This is a genomic window from Streptomyces sp. YJ-C3 (assembly GCF_053891275.1).
Window position 1 is genome coordinate 6,786,863 of record NZ_CM132685.1, and the last position, 21,586, is coordinate 6,808,448.

The window sequence follows — 21,586 nt, forward strand, 5'->3', positions numbered from 1 at the left end:
TCTTCGCGGCCCGCCGCTCAGGACGCCCCGTAGACGCTTCCCGGGGTCTCGGCGCGGGCCAGCAGTTCCCGTGCCGCGCCGCCCGCTCCCGTCGGGGTCCACCGCTCGGCCTTGTCGACGGTCGGCCCGGGCCGCCACCCCTCCATGACCGTGATGCGGCCGCCCTCCACCTCGAAGACCCGGCCGGTCACCCCGTCACTGGCCGCCCCGGACCCGAGCCACACCACCAGCGGCGACACGTTCTCCGGCGCCATCGCGTCGAACTCCCCGCCCCCCGGGGCGGCCATCGTCCCGGCGAACGCGGTCTCGGTCATCCGGGTCCGCGCGGCCGGCGCGATCGCGTTGACCTGCACCCCGTACCGCCCCATCTCGGCGGCGGCCACCAGCGTCAGCCCGAGGATCCCGGCCTTGGCCGCGCTGTAGTTGCCCTGCCCGACCGACCCCAACAGACCCGCTCCGGACGAGGTGTTGACGACCCTGGCCGTCACCGTCCGGCCCGCCTTCGCCTCGGCCCGCCAGTACGCGGCGGCCTGCTGGAGCGGCAGGAAGTGCCCCTTGAGGTGGACCCGCATCACGGCGTCCCAGTCGTCCTCGGCCAGGTTCACCAGCATCCGGTCCCGCAGGAACCCGGCGTTGTTCACCAGCGTGTCGAGCCGCCCGTACGTGTCGACGGCCGCGGCGACGAGGGACGCGGCGCCCTCCGAGGTGGCGATGTCGGCCCCGTGCGCCGTCGCCTCGCCGCCCGACGCCCGTATCTCCTCGACGACGTGAGCGGCGGGACTGTCCGGCGCGGGCGCTCCGTCGAGGCCCACCCCGAGGTCGTTCACGACGACCTTCGCGCCTTCGGCCGCGTAGGCGAGGGCGTGCGCGCGCCCCAGCCCGCGTCCGGCGCCGGTGACGGCCACCACCCGCCCCGCGCACAGTCCGCCGCCGACCGGCTTCGCGTCCGTCATCTCACGCCTCCTTGTTGACCGTTGCCGCATCCAGGAACGCGGGGCGTTCGCCGCCGCCGTGCACGAGCAGGCTCGCCCCGGTGATGTACGCCGCCGCGTCCGACGCCAGGAACACCGCGGCGTCGCCGATCTCGCGGGGCTCGGCGAGCCGGCCCAGCGGCACCGTGGCGCCCACCGCCGCGATGCCGTCGTCGTCGCCGTAGTGCAGCGCGGAGAGTTCCGTGCGCACCATGCCGAGCACGAGGGTGTTGACCCGGATGTCCGGCGCCCATTCCACGGCCATGGACCGCGCCAGGTTCTCCAGGCCCGCCTTCGCCGCCCCGTACGCCGCCGAGCCCGGCGAGGGGCGCGTCCCGCTGACGCTGCCGATCATCACGATCGAGCCGCGCGCCGCCGCGAGCCGTTCGCGGGCGGCGAGCGAGGCGGTGAGCGGCGCCGTCAGGTTCAGTTCGATCACGCGGGCGTGGCGCTCGGCGTCCGTGTCGCCGAGCAGCCGGTACGGCGTGCCTCCCGCGTTGTTCACCAGCACGTCCACCCGGTCGAGCCTCGCGAACACCTCCCCCACGGCCACGGTGTCGCGCAGGTCGACGGGGACGAACTCGCAGCCGTCCAGGGCAGCTTCGGGCGGCCGGCGGGCACAGACCAGCACCCGCGCCCCGGCCCGCACGAACGCGCCCGCGATCCCCGCCCCCACCCCCCGGGTGCCGCCCGTGACGACGACGACCCTCCCGCTCAGGTCCGGCCCCTGCCCCATGCCCCCTCCTCCTGACCCTCCCGGTCTTCTGGGCCCTTCCCGGCCCGTTCCGCAGGCCTCGGCCGCCTGCTACCGTCGAGCGCGATCGCGTACCAAACAAACGTTAGGTGGAAAGGTAGCCGAACCCCTCGTTCGCCGCCACCACCCCGCTCCTGAAGCCCTCCACAAGGGAGTTCACGTATGCCAGGCACGCACAGCACCGCCCTGTCCCGCCGGACCCTGATCGGTGCCGCGCTCGGCACGGCCGCCGCGGCGGCGGTCGCCCCGGCCGCCGCCGCCCTGTCCGGCACACCGCCGATCCGGCACATCCCGCTGCAGGGCGCGGTGAACGTCCGCGACATCGGCGGCCACCGCACGCCCGGCGGCCGGGTCCGCCACGGGCTCGTCTACCGCGCCGACGCGCTGAGCAAGCTCACGGACGCCGATCTGACGACGCTGGGCGAACTGGGACTGCGTCATGCCGTGGACTTCCGGGTGCCGTTGGAGGTGCAGTACGACGGCGCGGACCGACTGCCCGCGGGCGTGGCCGGCATCTCCCGCCCGGTCACCGACAACGGGCTGTACGCGCAGATCCTCGCCGCCATCGGCTCCGGAGACCCGGCCCGGCAGGAGGAGATGCTGGGGAACGGGAAAGCGGCGGCGTTCATGCGGAGCGTGTACCCGATGTTCGTCTCCAGCGCCGACAACCGCGGGCGGTTCGCGGCCACCCTGCACGACATCGCGTACGGCGGCCGGGACGCGCTCCTGTACCACTGCACGTCCGGCAAGGACCGCACCGGCTGGACGACCTACGTGCTGCTGCGCCTGCTCGGTGTGCCCGAACGCGCCGCCGTGGCCGACTACTTGGCGTCCAACACCTTCCGCGCCGCCTACGACGCGCGGCTCCGCGAGAGCCTGCGGCAGTCCGGTGCGATGCGGAACCCGGATCTGCTGATCCCGCTCCAGGAAGTGCGCACCGACTACCTCGCGGCGGCCCTCGGCCAGGTGCGCCGCGAGTACGGCGGTCTGCGGCGGTACGCGGCCGAGGGCCTCGGGGTCGACCGGCGTACGGCCGGGCTGCTGCGGGCCCGGCTCGTGCACTGACCCGGACGCCCGGCGTCACTTGCCCTCGTGTGCGCTCCAACTCCTAATGTCCCGGGCATGACCAGCAGCACGCGACAGCACAGGATCGGCAGCGGGTTCGGGGCGCACAGCACGGCGGCCGAGGTCGTCGCCGGGATCGATCTCACCGGGCGGACGGCCCTCGTCACCGGCGGCTACTCGGGCCTCGGCCTGGAGACGACCCGCGCGCTCGCCGCGGCGGGGGCCCGCGTCATCGTGCCGGCGCGCCGCCCGGACCAGGCGCGCGAGGCCCTGCGCGGTATCGGGGGCACGGAGGTGGCCGCGCTCGACCTGTCGGACCTGGAGAGCGTCCGCGCCTGCGCCGACCGCCTCCTCGACTCGGGCCGCACCCTGGACCTCGTCATCACCAACGCCGGGGTCATGGCGGCCCCCGAGACCCGGGTGGGACCCGGCCTGGAGTACCAGTTCGCGACGAACCACCTGGGCCACTTCGCCCTGGTGAACCGGCTGCGCCCGGCGCTGTCCCCGCACGGTGCGCGCGTCGTCGCCCTCTCGTCCTCCGGCCACTTCCTGACCGGCATCCGCTGGCACGACCTCGACTTCCGTACGGGCTACGACCGCTGGCTCGCCTTCGGTCAGGCCAAGACGGCCAACGCCCTGTTCGCGCTGCACCTGGACCGGCTCGGCGCGGCGAGCGGTCTGCGCGCGTACGCCGTGCACCCGGGGTCGATCCTGACCCCGCTGCAACGGCACATTCCGCGCGAGGAGTGGGCCGGGCGCGGCTGGGTCACGGAGACGGGCGCGCCCCGGCCCGGTTTCAAGACGCCGGAGCAGGGCGCGGCGACCACCGTCTGGGCGGCCACCGCGCCGGTGCTGGACGGGTACGGCGGCGCGTACTGCCAGGACTGCGACCTGGCCGAGTCCGTGCCGGACACCGCCGAGGACATGCTCGTCGGCGGGGTCAAGTCCTGGGCGCGGGACCCGGAGGCGGCGGCCCGGCTGTGGTCGCTGTCGGCGGACCTGACCGGCGTGGACGCCTTCGCCTGACCGGGCCCGCGTTCGAGCGCCAGGGCCTGTCCGGCGGATCGTGTCGCGGGCACGGGGCCCGGCACGCCGACCAGCACGGGCCACCCGGACGCGGCCTGACCCGCCGGACAGCCCCTAGGCCGCGGCCCTGCGGGGACCGCGCGGGCCGTGGCCACGGCGGTTGCCGCCGGCCGTGGAGCCGTTCGCCGCGCCGGTGCCCGAGCGGCGCCGGCCGCCGGACGCACCCTGAGAGGAACGCTGGCCGCCCTGCGCGGACCGCTGGCCGCCCTGCGAGGAGCGCTGCCCCTCGCCGCCCGCGGCACGGCCCGCGCCGCTGCCGCCGTTGCCCGAGCCACCGCCGCGCGAGCGGCGCGAACGGCGCGGCTTGGCGGCGGCCGCGGGGGCGGTGGGCTCCGGGACGGCGATGGTCACGGCCACACCGGAGGGCTCGCGCGCCCCGGTGATCGCCACCAGCTCCTCGTCCGTGGACCGGACCTGGGTGGTGCGGGGCTGCACCTTGGCGTCCCGCATCAGGCGCTGCACGTCGCGCTTCTGCTCGGGCAGCACGAGCGTGACGACGCTGCCGGACTCGCCGGCGCGGGCCGTACGGCCGCCGCGGTGCAGGTAGTCCTTGTGCTCGGTGGGCGGGTCGACGTTGACGACCAGGTCGAGGTCGTCGACGTGGATGCCGCGCGCGGCGACGTTCGTGGCGACCAGCGCGGTGACCCGGCCGTCCTTGAACTGCTCCAGGGTGCGGTTGCGCTGCGGCTGGCTGCGGCCGCCGTGTAGCGGCGCGGCGAGCACGCCGCTGGCCAGCAGGCGCTTGGCGAGCCGGTCGGCGGAGCGCTTGGTGTCGACGAAGAGGATGACGCGTCCTTCACGGGCGGCGATGCGCGCGGTGACGGCCTTCTTGTCGGTCTCGTCGAGCAGGTGCAGGACGTGGTGCTCCATCGTCGTGACGGCGCCTGCGGACGGGTCGACCGAGTGCACGACGGGGTCGGTGAGGAACTGCCGCACCAGCCGGTCCACGTTCCGGTCGAGGGTCGCCGAGAACAGCATCGTCTGGCCGCCCGGCGCGACCTGCTTCAGCAGCGCGGTGACCTGCGGCATGAAGCCCATGTCGGCCATCTGGTCGGCCTCGTCGAGGACCGTGATCCGGACCTGGTCGAGGGCGCAGTCGCCGCGCTCGATGAGGTCCTTCAGACGCCCGGGGGTGGCGACGACGACCTCGGCACCGCGGCGCAGCTGGCCGGCCTGCCGGGAGATCGACATGCCGCCGACGACGGTGGCCAGGCGCAGCCGGAGCGCGCCGGCGTACGGGGTGAGGGCGTCGGTGACCTGCTGGGCGAGCTCGCGCGTGGGGACGAGGACGAGCGCCAGCGGGGTCTTCGGCTCGGCCTTGGCGCCGGCGGTGCGGGCGAGCAGCGCGAGGCCGAAGGCGAGGGTCTTGCCGGAGCCGGTGCGGCCGCGGCCGAGCAGGTCCCGGCCGGCGATCGAGTTGGGCAGCGTCGCGGCCTGGATCGGGAAGGGCTCGGTGACGCCCTGCTCGCCCAGGGTCTTCAACAGGGCGGCGGGCATGTCGAGTTCGGCGAAGCTGTCGACCGGGGGCAGCGCGGGAGTGGTGTTCTCCGGCATGGTGAACTCGCGCGGCGGCGTGGGCTGTTGCCTGCGCTGCTGCTCGGGGGCGCGGCGCCTTCCGGCCCCGGCGGGACGGGGGGAACGCTGGCGGGACGGGCGGGACGAGCTGGCCATGCGGCATGCCTTCCGGGGACTCCGGGGGTGGGGACAGCATGAGCCGGGGCCCGCACCGTGAAGGTGCGGACCCCGGCCCGGTGATGCTCGATCAGGCGGGGAGGATGTTCTCCGCCTGCGGGCCCTTCTGGCCCTGCGTCACGTCGAACGTGACCTTCTGGCCCTCCTGGAGCTCACGGAAGCCCGAGGTGGCGATGTTCGAGTAGTGGGCGAAGACGTCGGCGCCGCCGCCGTCCTGCTCGATGAAGCCGAAGCCCTTTTCCGAGTTGAACCACTTCACGGTACCGGTGGCCATGTAATTCTCCTTGAAACAGGTAGCAGCCCCCCATTCCGAGAATGCCCCGGCAAAACAATAATGCGCCTGAGGAACATTCCCGTCAGGCGCACATAAAGTCTATGGGTACCAAAACTGCAACACGGAGACCTTAGCACGCCCTCTCACCGGGCCGCGATTCCGTCCAGGACCATGGACAGGTACTGGCGGGCGATCTCCTCGGGGCTGTGCTGTCCGCCGGGCCGGTACCAGGAGGCGGCCACCCAGACGGTGTCGCGCACGAACCGGTACGTGAGGCGGATGTCGAGGTCGGCGCGGAACACCTGGTCCGCGACGCCGCGCTCCAGGGTCGTCAGCCACGTCTTCTCGAACCTGCGCTGGGACTCGGCGAGGAACTCGAACCGCTCCTGCACGGCGAGCTGCCTGGCCTCCTTCTGGTAGATCGCGACGGCGGCGCGGTGCCGGTCGATCTCCCGGAAGGACTCGGTGACGAGGGCCTCCAGGGTCTGCCGGGGGCCGGGCTCGGCATCGAGGACGGCGTCGTAGCCGGACCACAGCTCGTCGAGGAAGGTGCGCAGGATCTCCTCCAGCATCGATTCCTTGGAGTCGAAGTGGTAGTAGAGGCTGCCCGCGAGCATGCCCGCCTCGTCGGCGATCTTACGGACGGTGGTGGCGTTGTAACCCTGGGCGGCGAAGACCTCGGCGGCGGTGGCCAGGATCTCGCGGCGCCGCTCGGGCGACGCGGCGGCCTTCGCCGACGGGGGCTTCTTGGTCACCTGGGGCTCCTTGTTCGTGGGCACGCCCCCATTGTGGTCCGTCGGCGCGGCGAGCAGCCCCGGCCCCTCCTGGCGGCGCCGCGGGCGTGCCCCGGTCATGGCGCGGGGCGCGTCACACTCCGCCGACGACGGCGACGGGCCCCGTCGCGTACAGGTCCACGGCGCCGTCCGCGGTCACGAGTGCGGCGTCGTGGCGGCCGAGCGTCCGCCCCGCCACCTGCGCGCCCGCCTCGGTGAGGGCGACGACGAGCGAGGGGCCCGGCGCGAGGGGCAGCCGACCGCGGACGACGGCGACGGACGGGGGCTGGGCGAGGGCGTCGCGCCGCCACATGACGTTGAAGTTGACGACGGGCCCGCCGAGCAGCCGGCAGCCGGTGGGCACGTCGCCCGCGAAGTCCCTTGGTTCGTAAGGGGAGTCGACGAGGGTGGCGGCGGCGCCGACGGTCAGTTCCATGCCGTCGCCCTCGACCATGGTGAGCGTCCGGTCGACGCCGGGGAACGCGGAGAACGGCCCGTCGGCGGCCACCTCCGCGAGACTGACCCGCCAGCGGAAGTCGCCCGTGCCCGCGCCCTGCGGGGCTCCGGCGATCTCGCGGGTGACTCCGCCGCCGTTCTTCCAGGCGACGGCGGTGCGGTCGGCGGCGGGCAGCAGGCGTACGGCGGTGTCGATCATGAGCGCCGAGGGTACGCCGGGCGCACCCGCTCCGACCAGGCCCGCCGGGGGTGGCTATGTTGTTCGCCGCCCTACGTTGATGACCTCAGGAGCCGGCCGTGGAGCCCACCTCTCAGTCCGCCACGACGCCGACGTGCTACCGGCACGCCGGCACCGAGACGCACATCGGCTGCGTCCGCTGTGAACGGCCCATATGCCCGGCCTGCATGCGCGAGGCGTCCGTCGGGTTCCACTGTCCGGAGTGCGTGCGCGAGGGGAGCCGCTCGGTGCGGCAGGCCCGCACGGTGGCCGGCGGCCGGATATCGGCCGTGCCGCTGGTGACGTACGCGCTCATCGCGGTGAACGTCCTCGCCTACCTGGGCGAGGTGATCAGCCCCGGCATCGTCGAGCGGCTGCAGATGCTGGGCCAGGGCCTGGTCGGCCCCGACGGCGCGCGCTACGTCTTCCAGGACAGCTACCCCTCGGACTTCCACGCGGACGGGGTGGCCGCGGGCGAGTGGTACCGGCTGCTGACCGGCGCGTTCCTTCATATGCCGCCCACCGAGGGCGTGTTCGGGGTCCTGCACATCGCCCTGAACATGTGGTCGCTGTGGAACCTCGGCCGGATCGTCGAGTCCCAGCTGGGCCGCGTCCGCTATCTCGCGCTCTATCTGGTGTCCGCGCTCGGCAGCTCGGTCGTCGTCCTGCTGATCGCGCCGGACACCCCGACGGTCGGCGCGTCCGGCGCGGTCTTCGGGCTCGGTGCGGCGTACTACGTGATCGCGCGGCGGATCGGTGCGGACATGCGCCAGGTCAACCAGTTCATGGCGTACTTCCTGCTGTGGATGCTGATCTCGGCCGGGTTCACGTCGTGGCAGGGGCATCTGGGCGGCCTGCTCACCGGCGGCCTGGTGACGGTGGGGCTCGTGTACGCGCCGCGGGAGCGGCGGGGGCCGGTGCAAGGAGTGGTGTGCGGGGCGGTGGTGGTGCTGCTGGTGGCGCTGGCCGCCCTGAAGGTGGCGGCGCTCGCCTAGCGCGAGCGGTGCGGGGCCCACAACCGGGCCGTGACGGCGGCCGCTTACCCTGTCCCGCATGAAGCGCGCAGGCTGTCTGGTCCTCTCGTTCCTCGCCGTGGCCCCTGTCGCCACGGCGGCGGTCTTCTTCCTGTCCCCCGACGGCAAGAACGACGACGCGTCCGGCGGCCCCGGGACGTCGGCGACGGCGTCCGCGCAGCCCGGTCAGGACGGCAAGTCGGCCGCGGAGCGCAAGGCCGACGACGAGCTGATCGCGGACCTGCCGCCCGGCCTCGCCGCCCCCGCCAAGAAGGAACTCGCGCAGCAGATCGTCGCCAGCGCCGAGAACTCCACGCTCGACTGGCGCGGCCAGTACGGCTACATCGAGGACATCGGCGACGGCCAGGGCTACACGGCGGGCATCATCGGCTTCTGCACCGGCACCCACGACCTGCTCACCCTGGTCGAGCGCTACACCGAGGCGCACCCAAACAACGGCCTGGCCCGCTACCTGCCCGCCCTGCGCAAGGTCGACGGCTCGGACTCGCACGAGGGCCTCGACCCCGGGTTCACCGAGGCCTGGAAGGCGGAGGCGAAGGTGGCGGCCTTCCGCAGGGCCGAGGACGAGGAGCGCGACCGGGTCTACTTCGACCCGGCGGTCCGCCTCGCCAAACTCGACGGCCTCGGCACGCTCGGCCAGTTCGTGTACTACGACGCGATGGTCTTCCACGGCCCGGGCACGGGCCCCACCGGCTTCTACGGCCTGCGCGAGGCCGCGATCAAGGAGGCCGACACCCCGTCGCAGGGCGGCGGCGAGAAGGCGTACCTGGACATCTTCCTGGACCTCCGGCGCAAGGCGATGAAGGAGCGGAAGCAGGACATCGACACCTCGCGCGTCGACACGGCCCAGCGGCAGTTCCTCTACGACGGGAACCTGTCGCTGAAGACGCCGTTGACGTGGCAGGTCTATGGAGAAACGTTCCGGGTGCCGTAGCAGGCACAACTCGCCCGCGCCACGGACCACGTCTGGGATGATGTGAGACTCGAAAGGCGAGGGTGACGGGGGAGCACGTGGCGCGGGAGCAGGAAGTCGGCCCGGGACAGCGGAGAGCGCTGCTGATCGGCGTGACGCAGACGCCGTATCTGGCCGACCATCCGGAACTGTCAGACCGCTATCGTCCCCTCGACTCCGCCGAGCGGGACGTGACGCTGTTGCGCGCTGTCCTCGAGGACTCCGGCTACGACGTCGAGACGCGAACCAAGAGCGAGGAGACCGGGCACAATCCGGTTCTCGGCGCGGTCTCACGCTTTTTCGCTTCGTGCGCGCCGGGCGATACCGCGTTCCTCTACTTCTCCTGCCACGGCGAGACACTCGGCGGCATCGACCACCTCGTCCTCGCCGATACCCAGGCCGACTGGCCGCTGCCCGACGGCACCCCGGGGCTGGACCCGGACACGCTGCTGCGCGCCGATCCGGACAAGCTGTTGCGCAGACTGCCGCCCGGCGTCACCGCGGTCATCTGCCTGGACATCTGCCGTACCCCTGAGCCCCGCGAGGCTCAGCCGGGTCCCGCCGACCGCGGCACGGTCCCCGGCGGGCACCAGGCGTACTGGGTCTACAGCTGCGGCAGCGGGCAGCGGTCCTACGCCGACCCGATGGCCGGCAGCTGGTTCGCGCGGGCACTCGCCGATGCCCTGTCGCCCCTCACACCGCCGCGTTCCTTCCATGAGGTGATACAGCACACGCAGGCCGAACTGATCCGTATCTCGGACGATCATCCCCAAGTCGAGGCGCCTGAGGTCCAGTTCAGGCGTCCATCGCCGATTCAGGACGAGCCCGACCGGGATCCCGCGGTGTGCGAGGGCTCGGAGCAGAGCTCGGAATGGATCCGCGCCATCCGTGATTCGACCCTGTGGAAGCACACCTCGGGTCCGGCCGAGGCACACCGGCGGGTGCAGGACCGGCTCGCTGACCTGGTCCGCTGCGTCGTCGGCAGCGCCGCGGGCTCCGGCGCACTGCGGGACGACCCATGGTCCGACCCGCTCTACCCGGTGCGTGTCGAGGACCGGCTCGCCGACCTCGTGGGCCGGGCCGGGCCGCTGCGCGACGACGAACTGCTCTCCCCCGCCGAGACGGCATGCCTGCTGGCAGCCGCCGTCGTCCAGGAAGGCATCGTCGCCGTCGCCCTGGACGAGCTGCGCGGGCTGCTGCCGGTCCGCTTCGACCCGGGGCCGCGCGGCAAGGACGAGGAACCCGGTCAGCACCGGCGCCTGGTCCGGGACGCCGCGCGCGACGTGTGCCGCGCGCACTCCCTCGTCCTGCGCACCACGGAGACCCTGCGCGGCCGCGGGCTCGACGACGCAGCGAAGGCCGCCGACCACTGGCTGCGCCACCGCTTCGTCGCCGACTGGGACCGGCTCTGGTTCCGCATGGCCGACGAGTACCGCCCGGTCGACGAGCTGATCGACATGGTGGTGCAGGCCGTCGTCGCCGCCGCCGACTCACCGGCGGCGGGGCCCCGCACGGACGCGGACCGCGAGCAGATCGACAACCAGGTCCGCCAAGTCCTCGGGCACACGACGGTCAAACCGGGCCGCAGCCCGCGCATCAACTTCGAGGGGCACGGCGAGGACTGGATCGAGTCCTGGCCGGTGCGCGGCAACCAGTGGCGCGGCCCTCAACTCGCCCGCCTCCTGTGGACGGCGTCCCTGCTCGCCGCCGACCCACGGCGTCTGTCCAGCGTTCTCGTCGACCACCTGGGCGCCCACGAACCTCTCGTCGCCCGGGACGTCGCGGTCGCACTGCGCGGCTTCGACTACGACGCGAAGGACCGCTCCGACGGGACGTACGCCCTGGCCGTGCGGTTCCGCTGCCCGCACCCGGCCCTGCACGCGGCGGTCGAGGAACTGGCGCTGACGGCCGACGCGGCGGTGCGGGCCTTCCGCGAGGACCCAGCGCTGCCGGTGCTGCTGCAGGGCCTGCCGTCCCGGGTCACCACGGACCAGCTGACGGCGGTCCCCGGTCGCTACAAGGAACCCTTGGAGCGCTTCCGTCTCGCGGAGGACGAGATTCGCCCGCTTCTCATGGGGACTCAACTGTACGGCGACCGCATGCTGGCCGTGCGCGAGCTATACCAGAACGCGCTGGACGCCTGCCGTTACCGAGACATGCGCCGCCAGTACGGCAAGGCTCGCTCGGCCTGGGACGGGGAGATCACGTTCGTCCAGGGCCGACACGACGGCCGACCCTACATCGAGTGCACCGACAACGGCTCGGGCATGACCCGCAACCGCCTCACCTCGATGTTCGCGCGGGCAGGCAAGCGCTACGAGCAGGATCCGGAGTTCGTTCAGGAACGCCGCAACTGGCGTCGCGAAGGCATCACGGACCGATCCATGAACTCGCGCTTCGGCATCGGGGTGTTCAGCTATTTCATGCTGGCCGACGAGGTCGTCGTATGGACCCGCCCGGTGGACCAGTTCGGCATCCCCGGCGCGGACGCGTTGCGCGCTGACATCCAATCGGGATCGGGGCTGCTGCAGATCAACACGTCGCGGGACGCAGAGGTACCGGAGGGAGGCGGGACGCGGGTCCGGCTGTATCTGGCGGAGGCCGTCGGCGAGGAGAAGCGGGCATCGGCTCTGGAAACGCTGAGGACGCTGCTCTGGGTGACCGAACACCAGGTACACGCAGAGGAGTTGGCAGACGACGGCAGTGTCGTGCGCAGCCTCGACTGGGTTCCTGGGCAACTCGTCGACCGAGACGAATGGTACGGCGACTCGGTGCCGCTCGGCCCCGAGGCCGACGCCGACGCATGGCTCGTGCAGGGCAAAGGACAGCTGCTGCTCGACGGAATCGTGGTCCAGGACGCTCCCAAGGTGTACGGATACGTGGTGAACCTGCGGGAGCGACACGCGCCGGTACCGAGCGTCGACCGTAAGCAACTGCTCTCTTACGACACAGAGTTGGTAATGACGGAGCTGGTCTCGTGGGTGCAGGACGCGGGGCCAGGGGTTGGTGACGTGTCACTGTCGTGGCTGTGGCAGCTAGGCAGGACGGCGCCTCGGCTGACTGTGGCGCTGCTGGACTCCCTGCCGAGGGAGACCGTGGGGGTGATCGGACCCGGCATGGGCCACATGACGCGGCGCCTGGAACCGGGCAGGGTCCTGTTGTCGGAGACAGGGTGCCTGCCGTGCGGCGACGGCCGTGCCGGTTACGTCTCGGTAGGCCCTCCCCATCCCCACCAACTCCGGGAATTCAGGCACTGGAGGAACACTTTGCTCGACGCCGGAAAGAGCCGGCAGAGCTTCACACCCTCGGGTTACCCGACACCACAAAGCATCGACACCCTTCTCTTCCGGCACGCGTACCCCCACGGCTGGGAGCCCCTCCTGCAGGCTGCGGCGCAGGGACGCATCTGCGTGCGGACCGTACTGCGAGCGGTGCGCCGCTACGCCGTGACCGGCATTCACGTACCGGCCGTCGCCGACATCAGAGCGCTGGAAGGGGTCCGCATCTCCCAGGCTGCCGCCGATCTGCGCACCGCGTATCTGTCACTTGAACACGACATGCACCGGCTCGCTGACGTCGACGGCTATGCATACCGCAGGAGCGCCCGAGCCCTGGAGCGGCAGCGGCCACCCGCTCAACACGCTCCGCTGCTTGAGATCGCGGCTGTATTCAGCCTGACGCTGGGCCAGACGGCCGACTTGTTACGCGAGCTGCGTCTCTTGGAGCCGACGCTGCCCGAACCGCCCGAACTGGATGAGGCTCTGTCCACAGAGCGCCCGACCCTGGACGACGCAAGCCGACTTGCCGTGCGCGAGAGAAGAGGCCTCTCCTACCGAACCCCTTCTTCCAACCAACTGATCTGGCATCCGGGGTCGTTGGGGCCGGTGGCCCTCTTCGTTCGTGCGACACCCCCCTTCTCACCCAGCGAACTAGCCCAACGAATAGAGCACTTCGCGCCACTGGGCTTCTCACTCGAGCCCGCCCTTCCCGAGAAGGCGCTGGACTTGCGTGAGCTGCCACCCGAACAACGCCTCCTGCTGTCGCACGATTTCGACGGATCGGGTCCCTGGTACGAGGGAGACGTGCCGCTCGAACACCTCATGGAGCTCTCCCACCAGACAGGCGCCTCGCTGAAAGAGGTAGCCGAGCGGATCGACGCGGCGCAGCACATCACCGCAGCTCGCGCCCCAGCCATTCCAGAAGCAGCGGCCGACTGGGTGGTTCCGTCGTGGGTGGGCCGGGCGCTGCGCGATCGCTCTGTGGGCCGCCGCAGTGGTTCGCTCCGGCCCTGGGAGCTGTTCAGTACATGGACCGACTTCAACCAGCCCGCAACGTTCCTGCGGGCCCTGGGTGTGCTCGACGCCAGCGCGTTGGTCGACTGGGGGGACGGTGACCGTGCCCTGTTGGAGTGTTCTCCTGAGTCGCTCCAGCAGTGGCGACTGCCGGAGCACTACGCCCGTCTCGACGTCGACTTCGACGCGCCGAACGCGTCACTCGCCTTCCTGATGGCCGCGGCCCATCGCCACGGCGAGGCACTCGGCACGGCAGGAGATCAGCTGGCCCGGCTAAAGACCCTTCTGCCCCTGAAGCCGATCGACCTTCCCGAGCCCGCCCGCGGACTTCGCGTCAGCGCGCACGACCTGGAAATCCTGGCCCCGAGAGCTCTTTCGCTTCAGGCCAGTCAGGTCAAGCGGCGTCTGAGGGTACTGGACCTCTTGGAGTACGGCCTCTCCTCTCACACCCCCCTCGGTGAGACGGTCCAGCACTTGGCGGAGTACGTGCCCATCGGTGGCCCGGCCCTGCCCGGCCCGTTCGAGGGGCCGCACGCGGAGCGTCTCCAGCGCTTCGTGCCCGAGTGGTTCGACATCTCGGCCTTCGCCGAGGACCTCCTGGGCCCGGCCGTCCTCGGCCCTCTCGAACTCGTCCTCGTGTCCGGCCGCTTCGGTTGGTCCCTCGCCAAGACCTACGACCGCTACGCGCCGTTTGCCTGTCTTGGTCTGGACGTCACCGTCCACGCTCCTCAGGGCCCCGAAGGCGAGCTCGTACCGGACTGGCGCGATGTCGTGCTGCTCACCGAACAGCTCACGGGCCGCGCCCCCGCTCTGTCGGGCGACGTTCCGCAGGACCACATCACCCTGTGTGTCGAGGAGACCGATCTCGACGAGGACGGCGTACGCGAGCGTCTGTCCCAGTACGCGAACCTCTTCGGCCTGACACTGCCCGCGGAAACGGACGACATGACGGAGACCGCCCCATGACCCCGGCCACTCCTTACCGAGCGCACCGGCATCCGGCCACACTCACCTTCGAGTGGTCGGCCCAGCAGGCCGACGGCCGGGACGAGTTGACGGCCACGGGTATCTGCCCGGTCTGCGCCTGCCCCACGACCCGCTCCTTCGGTCCGGTGCAGCCGCTCATCGCCAAGGGCGGCTTTCTGAACCGTCGCGCGGAGCCCACCGACCCCCTGCCCTGGAACACGTCCTGCCGGTGCGACGGCTATCACCAACCGCGCCCGGAGGGCCGCCGTGGCTGCGGCGCGCTGCTGACCCTCGCGCCGCCGCCGGCCGCCCTCACCGAAGGACGGTGAGCGGCCCAGTGAGCTTCACCGACGACGAACTGCGGGCCGCCGAGGACCGGTCGGACGCGCTCCGCGATCCCCACCGGCAACTCCGCCTGGCCCAGCAGCAGGCCGAGGGGTATCGCACATACCTGTCGTCCCTGACCGGTCTTCTCGCGGCAGTCTTCGTACTCAAGGGACAGGAGGACCTGAGCAAGCTGTCCGACAGCACTCGCTGGAGTGTCATATCGCTCCTCAGCGTCGGCTTTCTCGCCCTGATCGCGGCCTCCTGGCTAAGCGTCGTCGCCGTGCACGGACGCCCTGGCGAAGAGGTCTACAGCGAGCCCAACCGCTTGCTCATGTACGAGCGTCGACGCACCCGCACCATCTGGAGACTGGTCGAGGCGGCCCGTTGGCTCGGCCTCCTCGGCGTACTCGCCGTGGCCGCCGCCGTCATCGTCACCTGGGTGGCCCCCGTCAAGTAACCGGAGGCAGACGCACCGCGACGCCCGCCCAGGCGTCCGGTCGGGGACAGTTAGGGCGAGCGTCGCGCTCAGTTCCGTACGCCGTTGTACGGGACGTTCAGGGACGGGGCGTCACACCATGAGGGCGCGGTCCGTCGGGCGGATCGGCGCCGGGAGTTCCGAGGCGCCGGTCAGGAAGCGGTCCACGCCGCGGGCGGCCGAGCGGCCCTCCGCGATGGCCCACACGATGAGCGACTGGCCGCGGCCCGCGTCACCGGCGACGAAGACGCCGGGGACGTTGGTCTGGAAGTCGCCGTCGCGGGCGATGTTGCCGCGCTCGTCGAGGTCCAGGCCGAACTGGGAGACGAGGCCGTTCTCCTGGTCGGTGCCGGTGAAGCCCATCGCGAGGGTGACCAGCTGGGCGGGGATCTTGCGCTCCGTGCCCGGCTTCGGCGTCAGCTTGCCGTCGATGAACTCGACCTCGGTGAGGTGCAGCCACTGGACGTTGCCGTCCTCGTCGCCCTCGAAGTGGGTGGTGGAGACGGAGTAGACCCGCTCGCCGCCCTCCTCGTGCGCGCTCGTGACCTTGTAGAGCATGGGGAAGGTGGGCCAGGGCTGACCCGCGTTCCGCTCGTCGCCGGGGCGCGGCATGATCTCCAGCTGCGTGACCGAGGCCGCGCCCTGGCGGTGGGCGGTGCCCACGCAGTCCGCGCCGGTGTCGCCGCCGCCGATGACGACGACGTGCTTGCCCTCGGCGGTGATGGGGGGCTGCACGAAGTCGCCCTCCTGCACCTTGTTGGAGAGCGGCAGGTACTCCATCGCGAAGTGGATGCCGTTCAGCTCACGGCCCGGGACCGGCAGGTCGCGGGAGATCGTGGCGCCGGCGGCGACGACCACGGCGTCGTAGCGCTTGCGCAGCTTGGCGGCGTCGAGGTCACGGCCGATCTCCACGCCCGTACGGAACTTGGTGCCCTCCGCGCGCATCTGCTCGATGCGGCGGTTGATGTGGCGCTTCTCCATCTTGAACTCGGGGATGCCGTAGCGGAGGAGTCCTCCGATGCGGTCCGCGCGCTCGTAGACGGCGACCGTGTGACCGGCCCGCGTCAGCTGCTGGGCGGCGGCCAGGCCCGCCGGGCCCGAGCCGATGACCGCGACCGTCTTGCCGGAGAGCCGCTCCGGGGCCTGGGGCGCGACGTCGCCGCGGTCCCACGCCTGGTCGATGATCGACACCTCGACGTTCTTGATGGTGACGGCCGGCTGGTTGATGCCGAGCACGCACGCCGACTCGCACGGAGCCGGGCACAGGCGGCCGGTGAACTCCGGGAAGTTGTTCGTGGCGTGCAGCCGCTCCTGCGCCGCCGACCAGTCCTCGCGGTACGCGAAGTCGTTCCACTCGGGGATCAGGTTCCCCAGCGGACAGCCGTTGTGGCAGAACGGGATGCCGCAGTCCATGCAGCGCGAGGCCTGCTTGCTGATGATGGGGAGCAGCGAGCCGGGAACGTAGACCTCGTTCCAGTCCTGCACGCGCTCGCCGACGGGACGCGTCCTGGCGACTTCGCGCCCGTGGTTGAGAAAGCCCTTGGGATCAGCCATTGGTCGCCGCCTCCATCATCTTCTCGGTGATCTCGGTCTCGGAGAGACCGTCTCGCTCGGCGGCGTCCTTGGCGGCGAGCACTGCCTTGTACGTGCTGGGGATGATCTTGCTGAAGCGGGCCACCGAGGCGTCCCAGTCGGCGAGCAGCTTCTCGGCGACCGTGGAGCCGGTCTCCTCCACGTGGCGGCGCACGACGTCGTGCAGCCACTGCTTGTCGGTGTCGTCCAGGGCCTCGACCGCGGACTGGCTCGCGCCGTTCACGTTGTCGGTGTCCAGGTCGATGACGTACGCGATGCCGCCCGACATGCCGGCCGCGAAGTTGCGGCCCGTCTCGCCGAGGACCACCGCGTGACCGCCGGTCATGTACTCGCAGCCGTGGTCGCCCACGCCCTCCGAGACGACCGTGGCACCGGAGTTGCGGACGCAGAAGCGCTCGCCGGTGCGGCCGCGCAGGAACAGCTCGCCGCCCGTCGCGCCGTACGCGATGGTGTTGCCGGCGATCGTCGAGTACTCGGCGAGGTGGTCGGCGCCGCGGTCCGGGCGGACCACGATGCGGCCGCCGGACAGGCCCTTGCCGACGTAGTCGTTGGCGTCGCCCTCCAGGCGCAGCGTGACACCGCGCGGCACGAACGCGCCGAACGACTGGCCCGCCGAGCCGGTGAAGGTGATGTCGATGGTGTCGTCGGGCAGGCCCGCGCCACCGAACTTCTTCGTCACCTCGTGGCCGAGCATGGTGCCGACCGTGCGGTTGATGTTACGGATGGCGACCTGGGCGCGCACCGGCTGGGCGTCGGCCTGGTCCTGGGCCGCGAGGGCGTCGGCGGCGAGCTTGATCAGCTCGTTGTCGAGCGCCTTCTCCAGGCCGTGGTCCTGCGTGATCAGCTGGTGGCGGACGGCGCCCTCGGGCAGGTCCGGGACGTGGAACAGCGGCTCCAGGTCGAGGCCCTGCGCCTTCCAGTGGTTCACCGCCCGCTCGGTGTCGAGGAGTTCGGCGTGGCCGACGGCCTCCTCGATGGAGCGGAAGCCCAGCTCCGCGAGGAGCTCGCGGACCTCTTCGGCGATGAACTCGAAGAAGTTCACGACGAACTCGGGCTTGCCGGAGAACCGGTCGCGCAGCGTCGGGTTCTGGGTGGCGATGCCGACCGGGCAGGTGTCCAGGTGGCAGACGCGCATCATGACGCAGCCGGAGACGACGAGCGGCGCGGTCGCGAAACCGAACTCCTCGGCGCCGAGGAGCGCGGCGATCAGCACATCGCGGCCGGTCTTCAGCTGGCCGTCGGTCTGCACGACGATGCGGTCGCGCAGGCCGTTGAGCAGCAGGGTCTGCTGGGTCTCGGCGAGGCCGAGCTCCCAGGGGCCACCGGCGTGCTTGAGCGAGGTGAGCGGGGACGCGCCCGTGCCGCCGTCGTGGCCGGAGATGAGGACGACGTCCGCGTGCGCCTTGGAGACACCCGCGGCGACCGTGCCGACACCGACCTCGGAGACCAGCTTCACGTGGATGCGGGCCGCCGGGTTGGCGTTCTTGAGGTCGTGGATCAGCTGAGCCAGGTCCTCGATGGAGTAGATGTCGTGGTGCGGCGGCGGGGAGATCAGGCCCACGCCCGGCGTCGAGTGACGCGTCTTGGCGACCCACGGGTAGACCTTGTGGCCGGGCAGCTGACCGCCCTCACCGGGCTTGGCGCCCTGGGCCATCTTGATCTGGATGTCGTCGGCGTTGACCAGGTACTCGGACGTGACGCCGAAGCGGCCGGAGGCGACCTGCTTGATCGAGGAGCGGCGCGCCGGGTCGTACAGACGGTCCGGGTCCTCGCCGCCCTCACCGGTGTTGGACTTGCCGCCCAGCTGGTTCATGGCGATGGCGAGGGTCTCGTGGGCCTCGCGCGAGATGGAGCCGTAGGACATGGCGCCGGTCGAGAACCGCTTGACGATCTCGGAGACGGGCTCGACCTCGTCGATCGAGATCGGCTGCCGGCCCTCGGACTTGAAGTTGAACAGGCCGCGCAGCGTCATCAGCCGCTCGGACTGCTCGTTCACCCGGTCCGTGTACTTCTTGAAGATGTCGTAGCGGCGCGAGCGCGTCGCGTGCTGGAGGCGGAAGACCGTCTCCGGGTCGAACAGGTGCGGCTCGCCCTCGCGGCGCCACTGGTACTCGCCGCCGATCTCCAGGGCGCGGTGCGCCGGGGCGATGCCGGAGGCCGGGTAGGCCTTGGCGTGGCGGGCGGCGACCTCCTGGGCGATGACGTCCAGGCCGGCGCCGCCGATCTTGGTGGCCGTGCCGTTGAAGTACTTCTCGACGAAGGCCTCGTCGAGGCCGACGGCCTCGAAGACCTGGGCGCCGCGGTAGGAGGCGACGGTCGAGATGCCCATCTTGGACATGACCTTGAGGACGCCCTTGCCGAGCGCGTAGATCAGGTTGCGGATCGCGCCCTCGGCCTCGCCGTTCTCGTCGCCCGACAGGAACGTGCCGGCGCGGACCAGGTCCTCGACCGACTCCATGGCCAGGTACGGGTTGACGGCCGCGGCGCCGAAGCCGATCAGCAGGGCGACGTGGTGGACCTCGCGCACGTCACCGGCCTCGACCAGCAGGCCGACCTCGGTGCGCTCCTTGGTGCGGATGAGGTGGTGGTGCACGGCGGCGGTGAGCAGCAGCGACGGGATCGGCGCGTGCTCGGCGTCGGAGTGCCGGTCGGACAGGACGATCAGGCGGGCACCGGCGTCGATGGCCGCGTCGGCCTCGGCGCAGATCTCCTCGATCCGGGCGGCGAGGGCGTCGCCGCCGCCGCTCACCCGGTACAGGCCGGACAGGGTCGCGGCCTTCATGCCGGGCATGTCGCCGTCGGCGTTGATGTGGATGAGCTTGGCCAGCTCGTCGTTGTCGATCACCGGGAACGGCAGGGTGACCGAACGGCACGACGCGGCGGTCGGCTCCAGCAGGTTGCCCTGCGGGCCCAGCGAGGAGCGCAGCGAGGTGACGAGCTCCTCGCGGATCGCGTCCAGCGGCGGGTTCGTGACCTGCGCGAACAGCTGGGTGAAGTAGTCGAAGAGCAGGCGCGGGCGCTGCGAGAGGGCCGCGATCGGGGTGTCCGTGCCCATCGAGCCGATCGGCTCGGCGCCGGTCTTGGCCATCGGCGCGACGAGGATACGGAGCTCCTCCTCGGTGTAGCCGAAGGTCTGCTGGCGGCGCGTGACGGAGGCGTGCGTGTGCACGATGTGCTCGCGCTCGGGCAGGTCGGAGAGCTCGATCTCGCCGGCTTCCAGCCAGTCGCCGTAGGGGTGCTCGGCGGCGAGGCCGGCCTTGATCTCGTCGTCCTCGATGATGCGGTGCTCGGCGGTGTCGACGAGGAACATGCGGCCGGGCTGCAGCCGGCCCTTGCGGACGACCTTCGCCGGGTCGATGTCGAGGACGCCGACCTCGGAGCCGAGGACGACGAGGCCGTCGTCGGTGACCCAGTAGCGGCCGGGGCGCAGGCCGTTGCGGTCGAGAACGGCGCCGACCTGGGTGCCGTCGGTGAAGGTGACACAGGCCGGGCCGTCCCAGGGCTCCATCATCGTGGAGTGGTACTGGTAGAAGGCGCGCCGGTCGGCGTCCATGGAGTCGTGGTTCTCCCACGCCTCCGGGATCATCATCAGGACGCTGTGCGGAAGCGAACGGCCGCCGAGGTGCAGCAGCTCCAGGACCTCGTCGAACGAGGCGGAGTCGGAGGCGTCCGGCGTACAGATCGGGAAGATCCGCTCCAGCTTCTCCGAGCCGAACAGCTCGGAGGCGAGCTGGGACTCGCGGGCGCGCATCCAGTTGCGGTTGCCCTTGACGGTGTTGATCTCACCGTTGTGGGCGACGAAGCGGTAGGGGTGCGCGAGCGGCCACGACGGGAACGTGTTCGTGGAGAAGCGCGAGTGGACGAGCGCGACGGCCGAGGCGAAGCGGCGGTCGGACAGGTCCGGGAAGAAGGGCTCCAGCTGGCCGGTGGTCAGCATGCCCTTGTAGACGATGGTGCGGGCGGAGAGCGACGGGAAGTACACGCCGGCCTCGCGCTCGGCGCGCTTGCGCAGGACGAAGGCCTTGCGGTCCAGCGCGATGTCCTTCGCGGCACCGTCCGCGTCCGCCACGAAGATCTGCCGGAAGACCGGCATCGTCGAGCGGGCGGTGGCGCCGAGCAGCTGCGGGGCGACGGGGACCTCACGCCACCCGAGGACGTTCAGGCCCTCTTCACCGGCGATGGTCTCGAGCTGCGAGACGAAGGACTCGGTGTCGTTCTCCGGCAGGAAGGCGATACCGACGGCGTACGCACCGGCGTCGGGCAGGTCGAAGTCGACCGACTCGCGCAGGAAGGCGTCCGGAACCTGGGACAGGATGCCCGCGCCGTCACCCGAGTCGGGCTCGGAGCCGGTGGCACCGCGGTGCTCCAGGTTGCGCAGAACTGTGAGCGCCTGCTCGACCAGCGTGTGGCTCGCCTCACCGGTGAGGGTGGCCACGAAGCCGACGCCGCAGGCGTCGTGCTCGTTGCGCGGGTCGTACATGCCCTGGGCGGCAGGGCGAGCATCCATGTGCGACCAGTTCTGGCCGTTCGCGGAATGCTGGGACGGCTGGCGCGGCGTACGCATCGGCTCTCCCGTCGTCGTCGTGGCATTTTTCAAGTGCCGAGGGACGACGTTGGCCCTCTGCGGAGGTACTGCTGATGTACTGCAAAGTTCATGCT

15 protein-coding genes are annotated in these 21,586 nt (G+C 71.4%); 7 read left to right on the top strand and 8 right to left on the bottom strand.

The window, feature by feature from the left end:
• Positions 1 to 17: 17 nt before the first annotated feature.
• Both ACVHNB_RS30510 and ACVHNB_RS30515 read right to left on the bottom strand, forming a co-directional pair.
• On the bottom strand, positions 18 to 953 hold the full coding sequence (locus tag ACVHNB_RS30510; protein WP_456226344.1) for an SDR family oxidoreductase: 936 nt from the start codon (positions 951 to 953) through the stop codon (positions 18 to 20).
• A gap of 1 nt (position 954) precedes the next feature.
• Complete coding sequence (locus tag ACVHNB_RS30515) at positions 955 to 1,707, bottom strand: SDR family oxidoreductase (protein WP_456226345.1); 753 nt, start codon at positions 1,705 to 1,707, stop codon at positions 955 to 957.
• A gap of 180 nt (positions 1,708 to 1,887) precedes the next feature.
• On the opposite strand from ACVHNB_RS30515, the gene ACVHNB_RS30520 reads away from it, so the two are divergent.
• Together ACVHNB_RS30520 and ACVHNB_RS30525 are read left to right on the top strand one after the other, a co-directional pair.
• Positions 1,888 to 2,790, top strand: coding sequence for a tyrosine-protein phosphatase (locus tag ACVHNB_RS30520; protein ID WP_428955306.1), 903 nt, complete (start codon positions 1,888 to 1,890; stop codon positions 2,788 to 2,790).
• 57 nt (positions 2,791 to 2,847) lie between these two features.
• A complete protein-coding gene (locus tag ACVHNB_RS30525; RefSeq protein WP_456226346.1) occupies positions 2,848 to 3,816 on the top strand; it encodes an SDR family NAD(P)-dependent oxidoreductase in 969 nt (322 codons plus the stop codon).
• Between the two features lie 114 nt (positions 3,817 to 3,930).
• On the opposite strand, the gene ACVHNB_RS30530 is transcribed toward ACVHNB_RS30525, so the two are convergent.
• The 4 genes from ACVHNB_RS30530 to ACVHNB_RS30545 all read right to left on the bottom strand — a co-directional run bounded on the left by ACVHNB_RS30530 (position 3,931) and on the right by ACVHNB_RS30545 (position 7,270).
• Complete coding sequence (locus ACVHNB_RS30530) at positions 3,931 to 5,547, bottom strand: DEAD/DEAH box helicase (protein WP_428955304.1); 1,617 nt, start codon at positions 5,545 to 5,547, stop codon at positions 3,931 to 3,933.
• A gap of 91 nt (positions 5,548 to 5,638) precedes the next feature.
• The gene (locus tag ACVHNB_RS30535) at positions 5,639 to 5,842 is read right to left on the bottom strand and encodes a cold-shock protein (protein ID WP_005318814.1); all 204 of its coding nucleotides are present in this window, start codon (positions 5,840 to 5,842) and stop codon (positions 5,639 to 5,641) included.
• Positions 5,843 to 5,985: 143 nt separating this feature from the next.
• Entirely contained in the window at positions 5,986 to 6,621 is a 636-nt protein-coding gene (locus ACVHNB_RS30540) for a TetR/AcrR family transcriptional regulator (protein WP_428955303.1), read from the bottom strand.
• A gap of 88 nt (positions 6,622 to 6,709) precedes the next feature.
• Positions 6,710 to 7,270 (bottom strand): HutD/Ves family protein, encoded by a 561-nt coding sequence (locus tag ACVHNB_RS30545; protein WP_428955302.1) that lies wholly within the window; start codon positions 7,268 to 7,270, stop codon positions 6,710 to 6,712.
• A gap of 98 nt (positions 7,271 to 7,368) precedes the next feature.
• Between ACVHNB_RS30545 and ACVHNB_RS30550 the strand changes: the two genes are divergently transcribed.
• The 5 genes from ACVHNB_RS30550 (at position 7,369) to ACVHNB_RS30570 (ending at position 15,316) form a co-directional block, all read left to right on the top strand.
• Entirely contained in the window at positions 7,369 to 8,283 is a 915-nt protein-coding gene (locus ACVHNB_RS30550) for a rhomboid family intramembrane serine protease (protein WP_428955301.1), read from the top strand.
• 58 nt (positions 8,284 to 8,341) lie between these two features.
• Positions 8,342 to 9,256: a chitosanase gene (locus tag ACVHNB_RS30555; RefSeq protein ID WP_456226347.1), complete on the top strand. Its 915-nt coding sequence runs from the start codon at positions 8,342 to 8,344 to the stop codon at positions 9,254 to 9,256.
• A gap of 62 nt (positions 9,257 to 9,318) precedes the next feature.
• Positions 9,319 to 14,532: an HD domain-containing protein gene (locus ACVHNB_RS30560; protein WP_456226348.1), complete on the top strand. Its 5,214-nt coding sequence runs from the start codon at positions 9,319 to 9,321 to the stop codon at positions 14,530 to 14,532.
• Positions 14,529 to 14,861 (top strand): hypothetical protein, encoded by a 333-nt coding sequence (locus tag ACVHNB_RS30565; RefSeq protein WP_456226349.1) that lies wholly within the window; start codon positions 14,529 to 14,531, stop codon positions 14,859 to 14,861. Before ACVHNB_RS30560 ends, ACVHNB_RS30565 begins: the two co-directional genes overlap by 4 nt.
• Positions 14,862 to 14,869: 8 nt before the next feature.
• A complete protein-coding gene (locus tag ACVHNB_RS30570) occupies positions 14,870 to 15,316 on the top strand; it encodes a hypothetical protein (RefSeq protein ID WP_456226350.1) in 447 nt (148 codons plus the stop codon).
• A gap of 111 nt (positions 15,317 to 15,427) precedes the next feature.
• Here the strand turns inward: ACVHNB_RS30570 and ACVHNB_RS30575 are convergent, their stop codons facing one another.
• The gene (locus tag ACVHNB_RS30575; RefSeq protein WP_428955299.1) at positions 15,428 to 16,888 is read right to left on the bottom strand and encodes a glutamate synthase subunit beta; all 1,461 of its coding nucleotides are present in this window, start codon (positions 16,886 to 16,888) and stop codon (positions 15,428 to 15,430) included.
• Entirely contained in the window at positions 16,881 to 21,491 is a 4,611-nt protein-coding gene (gene gltB / locus ACVHNB_RS30580; protein WP_428955298.1) for a glutamate synthase large subunit, read from the bottom strand. The genes ACVHNB_RS30575 and gltB overlap by 8 nt, the downstream gene beginning before the upstream one ends.
• Between the last annotated feature and the right edge of the window lie 95 nt (positions 21,492 to 21,586).

Coding starts and splice junctions, on each gene's coding strand:
- ACVHNB_RS30510 (WP_456226344.1), bottom strand. CDS start 953: ATGACGGACGCGAAGCCGGTCGGCGGCGGACTGTGCGCGGGGCGGGTG.
- ACVHNB_RS30515 (WP_456226345.1), bottom strand. CDS start 1,707: ATGGGGCAGGGGCCGGACCTGAGCGGGAGGGTCGTCGTCGTCACGGGC.
- ACVHNB_RS30520 (WP_428955306.1), top strand. CDS start 1,888: ATGCCAGGCACGCACAGCACCGCCCTGTCCCGCCGGACCCTGATCGGT.
- ACVHNB_RS30525 (WP_456226346.1), top strand. CDS start 2,848: ATGACCAGCAGCACGCGACAGCACAGGATCGGCAGCGGGTTCGGGGCG.
- ACVHNB_RS30530 (WP_428955304.1), bottom strand. CDS start 5,547: ATGGCCAGCTCGTCCCGCCCGTCCCGCCAGCGTTCCCCCCGTCCCGCC.
- ACVHNB_RS30535 (WP_005318814.1), bottom strand. CDS start 5,842: ATGGCCACCGGTACCGTGAAGTGGTTCAACTCGGAAAAGGGCTTCGGC.
- ACVHNB_RS30545 (WP_428955302.1), bottom strand. CDS start 7,270: ATGATCGACACCGCCGTACGCCTGCTGCCCGCCGCCGACCGCACCGCC.
- ACVHNB_RS30555 (WP_456226347.1), top strand. CDS start 8,342: ATGAAGCGCGCAGGCTGTCTGGTCCTCTCGTTCCTCGCCGTGGCCCCT.
- ACVHNB_RS30565 (WP_456226349.1), top strand. CDS start 14,529: ATGACCCCGGCCACTCCTTACCGAGCGCACCGGCATCCGGCCACACTC.
- ACVHNB_RS30575 (WP_428955299.1), bottom strand. CDS start 16,888: ATGGCTGATCCCAAGGGCTTTCTCAACCACGGGCGCGAAGTCGCCAGG.
- gltB (WP_428955298.1), bottom strand. CDS start 21,491: ATGCGTACGCCGCGCCAGCCGTCCCAGCATTCCGCGAACGGCCAGAAC.